Here is a 6,203-nt window from a genome sequence, read left to right as displayed (position 1 = left end):
GCGGTCGCTGCCACCTCGGTGGCCGCCGGAGGCGCCACCTGCACGTGGACGGGCACCGAGGTACCGGTCGTGAGACCGGTGACCGTCAGGGCCGTGTCGCCCGACGGCGTCCCGGACGGGATCCGGACCGAGACCGCCGCCGTGCCGTACTCGTCACGGATGTCCGTGCCGATGGTGTTGTTCACCGCGAAGGTGCCGAGCTCGACACCGTCGAGCGTGACCCGGACCTGCTCGTCCTTGACGTCGCTGGCGTTGGAGAACGCCAGGGACGACAGGTTGAACACGACGTCGTCACGGTTCGGGCGGTACGACGCGGGTGCGTCGGCCGGGAACGAGACACCGACGGCCTGCTGCTCGAAGCTGATCGGCAGCGGCGACGTGGCGGCGAAGGCAGCCATGTAGTCCACCATCGCCTGCAGGTCGATCTTGCCGGTGTCGCGCTTGTTGGCACCGTTGTTGAAGGCCCGGAAGTTGTCACCGCCGGAGGCCAGGAACGAGTTCACCGTCACCGAGTACGTGGTGGCCGGGTCGATCGCCACGCCGTTCAACCACATCCCTGTGACGCGCGCGCCCTCGGGCTTCAGCACGTCGTAGGTGTGGGTGAAGCCGCGCGAGGCCCCCAGGCGCAGGAACGGGCGGGACGGCACGTTGCCGGAGGCATCGCGCTGCCACTGCTGCTCCAGCACCGTCTTGATGTCGGCCCCGGTCATCTGCATGTTGACCAGCGTGTTCGCGAACGGCTGGACCTCGGCCGCCTGCTTGTAGGTCAGGTCGGCCGGGTAGCCGCCGGCGTTGTTGCCCACCATGTCCGCGCGGAGACCGCCCGGGTTCATGAAGGCGATCTGCGCGGAGCCGGACGTGGAGCCCTGGGTCGCCCAGCGCTGGACCTCGGCCACCAGGTTGCCCAAGGTGGACTCGCCACCGCGGTTCTCCGTGGTGCCGTTGGCCAGCTTGGCCCGCTTGAAGCCGCCCGAGAGCTCGCCGAGCTTGCGAGCACCGAGCTCGTTGGCCTTGGCCACCGCCGCGTCGACGATCGTCTTGGTGTTGGCGTCGACCGGGTAGTTCGGGGTCTGACCGGACTTCAGGTTCAGCACGGCCTGGCTCAGCCCGACGACCTCACCGGTGTCGGCGTTCACGTCGTACTTCAGCTGGTTGAGGAACGTGCCGTACTGACCGGCCGAGACCACCGGACGGGTGGTGACGGCGCGACCCTCGGTGACCCACTCGGGCACGGTGATCGCGTGGTTGTACGCCAGGTGCGTGTGACCCGAGACGATCGCGTCGATGTCGCCGTCGACCCCGTTGACGATCTGACCGAACGCCGAGTCGTTGGTCGCCGAGGCGAGCGACGTGGTGGCCGCACCCTCGTGGACCAGGAGCACGATCACGTCGGCGCCGGCGGCCTCCAGGTCGTCGGCGGTCGTGTTCGCGGCCTCGACGATGTCGGTGACCTCGATGTCCTCGATGCCCGCCGGGCTCACCAGGGACGGGAGGTCCTCGGTGACCGCGCCGATGAATCCGACCTCGACGTCGCCGAAGTCCTTGATCCACGAAGCGGGGACGGCCGGGTTACCGGTCGCCTTCATCCGGACGTTGGCTCCGATGTACTGCCACTCGGCGCCGCCGTACGGGTTGGTCTCGGCGTCGTACGGCGCCATCACCCGGTTGATCAGGTCCTCGTAGCCGGCGTCGAACTCGTGGTTGCCCACGGCCGAGACCTCGAGACCTGCCTCGTTGAGCGCGTCGATGGTCGGCTTGTCCTGCTGGATGAAGGACTCGAACGTCGAGGCACCGATCAGGTCACCCGCCGCGGCGAAGACCGTGTTCGGGTTCTGCTCACGCAGCTTCTTGACCGCACCGGCGAGCACGGCAGCGCCGGCCTCACCGTTGCTGGTGTTGTTGAGGATCCGACCGTGGAAGTCGTTGGTGGCCAGGATCTGGACCTGCTCGACAGCACCGGTGTTGATGTTCAGACCCACGATCTCGGGGTCGTGGTCGCTGGCACGGAACGGGTTGTACTCGAAGAAGTCCGTCGCGTTGTAGTTGTGCCGGCTGTACTCGAAGGCGACCGACTCACCGGAGTTGATGCTCCAGATGTCGGCGCCCGCGACCATGGCCTTGGCGGCAGGGCTGGCCAGGACGTGGTCCAGCGAGCCGGACTGGCCGCCGAAGGAGTAGCTCCACTCGTTCGGGTCGTCCGAGGCGACCTTCGCGAAGCCCGCGTCGTAGAGGACCTGCATCGGGTCTTCCATCGAGTACGCGTTGAAGTCACCGGTCAGGAAGACCTTGTCGGTGTTCTTGCTCGCGGCGAACTCGTTGGCGAAGGTCACCAGGGCCTGGGCCTGCGCGATGCGGTCCGGGTTGGCGTTGCCCTGCCCGGTCCCGTCGTTGACACCGGAGCCCTTGGACTTGAAGTGGTTCACGATGACCGCGAACTTCCGGCTGTCCGGCGTGCCCTTGGGCTTGAACGCCTGGGCGAGCGGCTCCCGGGCGTTGTGGAACGGCGCGCTGCCCACCAGGACCTGGGAGGCCCCCACGAGCGAGACGGTGTTCGGGTTGTAGATGAACGCGGTGCGGATGACGTCCTGCTCGGCGAGCTCCGGCAGGTCGGCGGCGGACGGCGAGGGGGCGAAGGCCCACCGCGTCGTGCCGGCGGCCGCGTTGAGCGCGGTGACCAGCGAGGACAGGGCGTCGTCACGGTCGGTCTCACCGATCAGCTTGACCGAGTTCTCGATCTCCTCCAGGGAGACGATGTCGGCGCCGAGACCGTTGATCGCGGCGACGATCTTGGCCTGCTGACGCTCGAGGTCGTCGTCCTCGGCCGCACCCCGCGGGCCGTCGGGGGTGCAGCTGTTGTTCGTGACCCGGTTGCCGGCACGGTCGGTGTAGTAGGTGCACGAGCCACCGGCGGCGACGAAGGCGACGCCCGTGGTGTTGAAGTAGTTCAGCACGTTGAACGTGGCCAGGTGCAGGTTGCCCGGCACGGCGGCCGGAGCGTTCTCGCGGGTGTTGGTGAAGGTCGCCGTGGCGGCACCGGAACCCGTGATCTGCGAGGTGGGCTGGAACTTCCAGGTGCTGTTGCGGTAGTCGAGGATCACCGGAGCGTGCAGGGTGGCGCGGGCGCCGACCCGGATCGGGTTCTCCTTGCTCAACCAGGGCAGCGCGATGTTCTTGTTCGCTCCACCGTTGGCGGAGCTCAGGAAGTTGATGCTCGCCCCGTCGTCCAGGGTGACCGCGCGTGCGGCGTTGTCCGCCACGACCGCGTTGACGGCTGCGGTGTCCTGGGCATCGGCAACCTCGGTCGGCACGATCAGCGGCTTGGTGCCGGTGGCGAGGCCGATCTCGGCGTACTGGTTGGTCGAGTAGGTGTTGGTGACCGTGAAGGTGTTCGTGGGTGCGAGCAGCTCGCCCTCGTGAGCCTCGCGGTCGGCGTCCGAGGTCGGGTACGCCGTCGCGAGCGGGGTGACGCCGACCGGCGTCTCGGCCGGGCGAGTGATGGCAGCAGCGTCGGCGGCCGCGATCTGGGTCAGACCGAAGAACTCGCTGACCACGCCGGTGACCTCGACGAGCTCACCCTGGGTGACGGTCGCCGCAGCGGCCGCTCCGAGGACGAACAGGGCGTCGGAGGCGCCGGGGGTGGCGTCGGTGCCGCCGCCGGTGCCGTCGGTCTGGAGGTAGAAGCCGTTGAAGCCACCGCCGGGGTAGGCAGCGGTGACGACGCCTCGGGTGGTGACGGTCTCGCCGGCCTTCGGGCTGACCGTGCCGGTGCCCTGGATCTCGGCGATCGGGGTGATCCCGCCCGGCGGGGGCGGCGGCGGCGCGCAGTCGCAGTTCTGCGGGGTGACGGCACCGAGGGTGAAGTCGGACGAGTTGTTGTCGGTGTCGGCACCGGCAGCGGTGCGGTGGGCAGACTGCGTGGCAGTCGCCGTGGGGCCGGCCGCGGTCTCGAAGCTGGTCGCGGTGGCGAAGCCGCCCATGTCGACGATCGCCGCGTTGCCGGCCATGTTCCCGCTCGTGGTGATCGGCGTCGTCCCGTTGAGGAGGTAGACCTGGCCGCCGGCGGCAGCCATCGACAGCGCCGGCGAGGCGACGCTGTCAGGAGCCGGAAGCGGGTTGCCGTTCGCGCCCGTGGCGCTCATCTGGATCAGCCAGCGCTTGGCGGGCGGCACCGAGCCGGAGAGGGCCGTGGGAGAGCCACCGGACGTACCCGTGGCAGACCGGTAGTGGATCGAGAGGCCCGACAGCGAGATCGGGGCATCGGTCGGGTTGTAGAGCTCGACGAAGTCGGCGTTGTAGGTCGCCCCGCTGTTGCCCCCTGCACCGTAGACCTCGCTGATGACGAGGCCGGAGCCGGCGGGATTGGCCTGTGAGGGCAGGGCGGAAAGGCCCGATGCGGCGACAGCGAGGACGAGCCCCGTGACGGCGCGGTTGCGCAAGAGTGACATGGAGACTCCGGGATCTCGGAAGGGCTGCTGCCTGCGTGATCGAGCTCAGGAGGAGCTCCACAGGGGGTGCCGACGACGCTGGATCTGTCGCTGGCGGCGCCACGCTATCCCGCGAATCGGATCCCGGATGGGGAAATGTTGACAGCGCTCACGTCATGAATTGGTGACGCTGTGCCGTTGCTTCCAGACGCCTCGGAAGAACTCGAACCCCGACCACAGGGTGAGTACCACAGCCACCACCAGGCAGCCCTGGGCCACGTAGTAGAGGACCTCGCCGGGAAGCTCGAGCCAGCCGGGCAGATCGGGGTCGCGCAGCGGCAGGGTGAGCCCACCCAGCGCGAGCGCCTGGAACGTCGTCTTCCACTTGCCGAGGTCGGCCGCGGCGATCACGACGCGCTTGAGGACCGAGAGCCTCAGCAGCGTGACGCTCCACTCCCGCAGCAGCACCACGATCGTGACCCACCACCAGATGTCGCCCACGACGGAGAGTCCGATGAAGGCCATGCCCGTGATCGCCTTGTCGGCGATGGGGTCGGCGATCTTGCCGAAGTCGGTGACCAGGTTGCGGGCCCGGGCGATGTCGCCGTCGATCTTGTCGGTGATCATCGCGACCAGGAAGATCGTGTAGGCGATGGAGCGCCACAAGATCGAGTCCCCACCGTCGACGAGCAGCGCCCACCCGAAGAACGGCACCATGACGATGCGCAGGGTGGTCAGTGCGTTGGGCAGGTTCCAGTTGCTGACCTTGGCCTCGGTCATGCTCATCGCACCTCTCCGGTCGCGCGCGCGATCAGGTCGACGCCGTCGGTCGCGATGACCTCGGCCATGACCAGGGAGCCGATTGCCGCACCGGCGGGCAGGCCCTCGACCGACGTGGTGCCGTCGACCTCGGGGCCCTGGTGGGCGCCGCGGCCCTCCGCGGTGCCGTCCTCGACGGTCTCCACCAGCACCTCGACGAGCTCGCCGATCCGCTCCTCGACACGCTGCGCGTTGAGCTCCTCGACCAGGGCCGTGACGTGCTCGGTCCGGGCACGGACCTCGTCGGCGTCCAGCTTGTCGGCGTACGTCTCGGCCTCGGTGCCGTCCTCGTCGGAGTAGCCGAAGACACCGGTCACGTCCATCCGGGCCTCGACGAGGAAGTCGCACAGGGTCTGCAGATCGTCCTCGGTCTCGCCGGGAAAGCCGACGATGACGTTGGAGCGCACGCCGGCCTCGGGCGCCAGGTCGCGGACCCGCTCGAGCAGCCCGAGGAAGCTCTCGGGGTCCCCGAAGCGGCGCATCCGGCGCAGCACGTCGGCGCTGGCGTGCTGGAAGGAGAGGTCGAAGTACGCCGCGACCCCGGGGGTGTTCGCGATCGCCTCGACCAGGCCGGGGCGGGTCTCGGCCGGTTGCAGGTAGGAGACCCGGACCCGCTCCACGCCGTCGATGGCGGTCAGCTCGGGGAGCAGGGTCTCCAGCAGGCGCAGGTCGCCGAGATCCTTGCCGTACGACGTGGAGTTCTCGCTGACCAGGAAGAGCTCGCGGGCTCCCTGGGTGGCCAGCCACTGGGCCTCTTGCAGCACGTCGCTGGGACGACGGCTCACGAACGAGCCGCGGAAGCTGGGGATGGCGCAGAAGGAGCAGCGCCGGTCGCAGCCGCTGGCGAGCTTGAGCGGAGCCATCGGGCCGCCGTCCAGCCGGCGACGTACGGCGCGCGGGCCGGTGGCGGGCGCGCCCTGACCCAGGTCGGAGACGTCGGCGGTGGGCACCAGGCCGTGG

At 69.1% G+C, this 6,203-nt stretch carries 3 protein-coding genes; all 3 read right to left on the bottom strand.

Going from position 1 to position 6,203, the window contains the following annotated elements; translation table 11 throughout:
• The coding region (locus ABZE72_RS15200) for an ExeM/NucH family extracellular endonuclease (RefSeq protein WP_372729875.1) at nt 1-4,445 on the bottom strand (4,445 nt) is incomplete at its 3' end.
• Nucleotides 4,446-4,598: 153 nt separating this feature from the next.
• Nucleotides 4,599-5,204: a CDP-diacylglycerol--glycerol-3-phosphate 3-phosphatidyltransferase gene (pgsA, locus tag ABZE72_RS15195; protein ID WP_372729874.1), complete on the bottom strand. Its 606-nt coding sequence runs from the start codon at nt 5,202-5,204 to the stop codon at nt 4,599-4,601.
• Nucleotides 5,205-5,206: 2 nt separating this feature from the next.
• Nucleotides 5,207-6,203: MiaB/RimO family radical SAM methylthiotransferase (locus ABZE72_RS15190; protein ID WP_372729873.1), on the bottom strand; the 997-nt coding region annotated here is incomplete at its 5' end.

This window comes from Nocardioides sp. (assembly GCF_041600255.1).
Lineage (GTDB): Bacteria > Actinomycetota > Actinomycetes > Propionibacteriales > Nocardioidaceae > Nocardioides.
The sequence above is the reverse complement of the archived record's forward strand: the minus strand, read 5'-3'. Positions and strand labels throughout refer to the sequence as shown.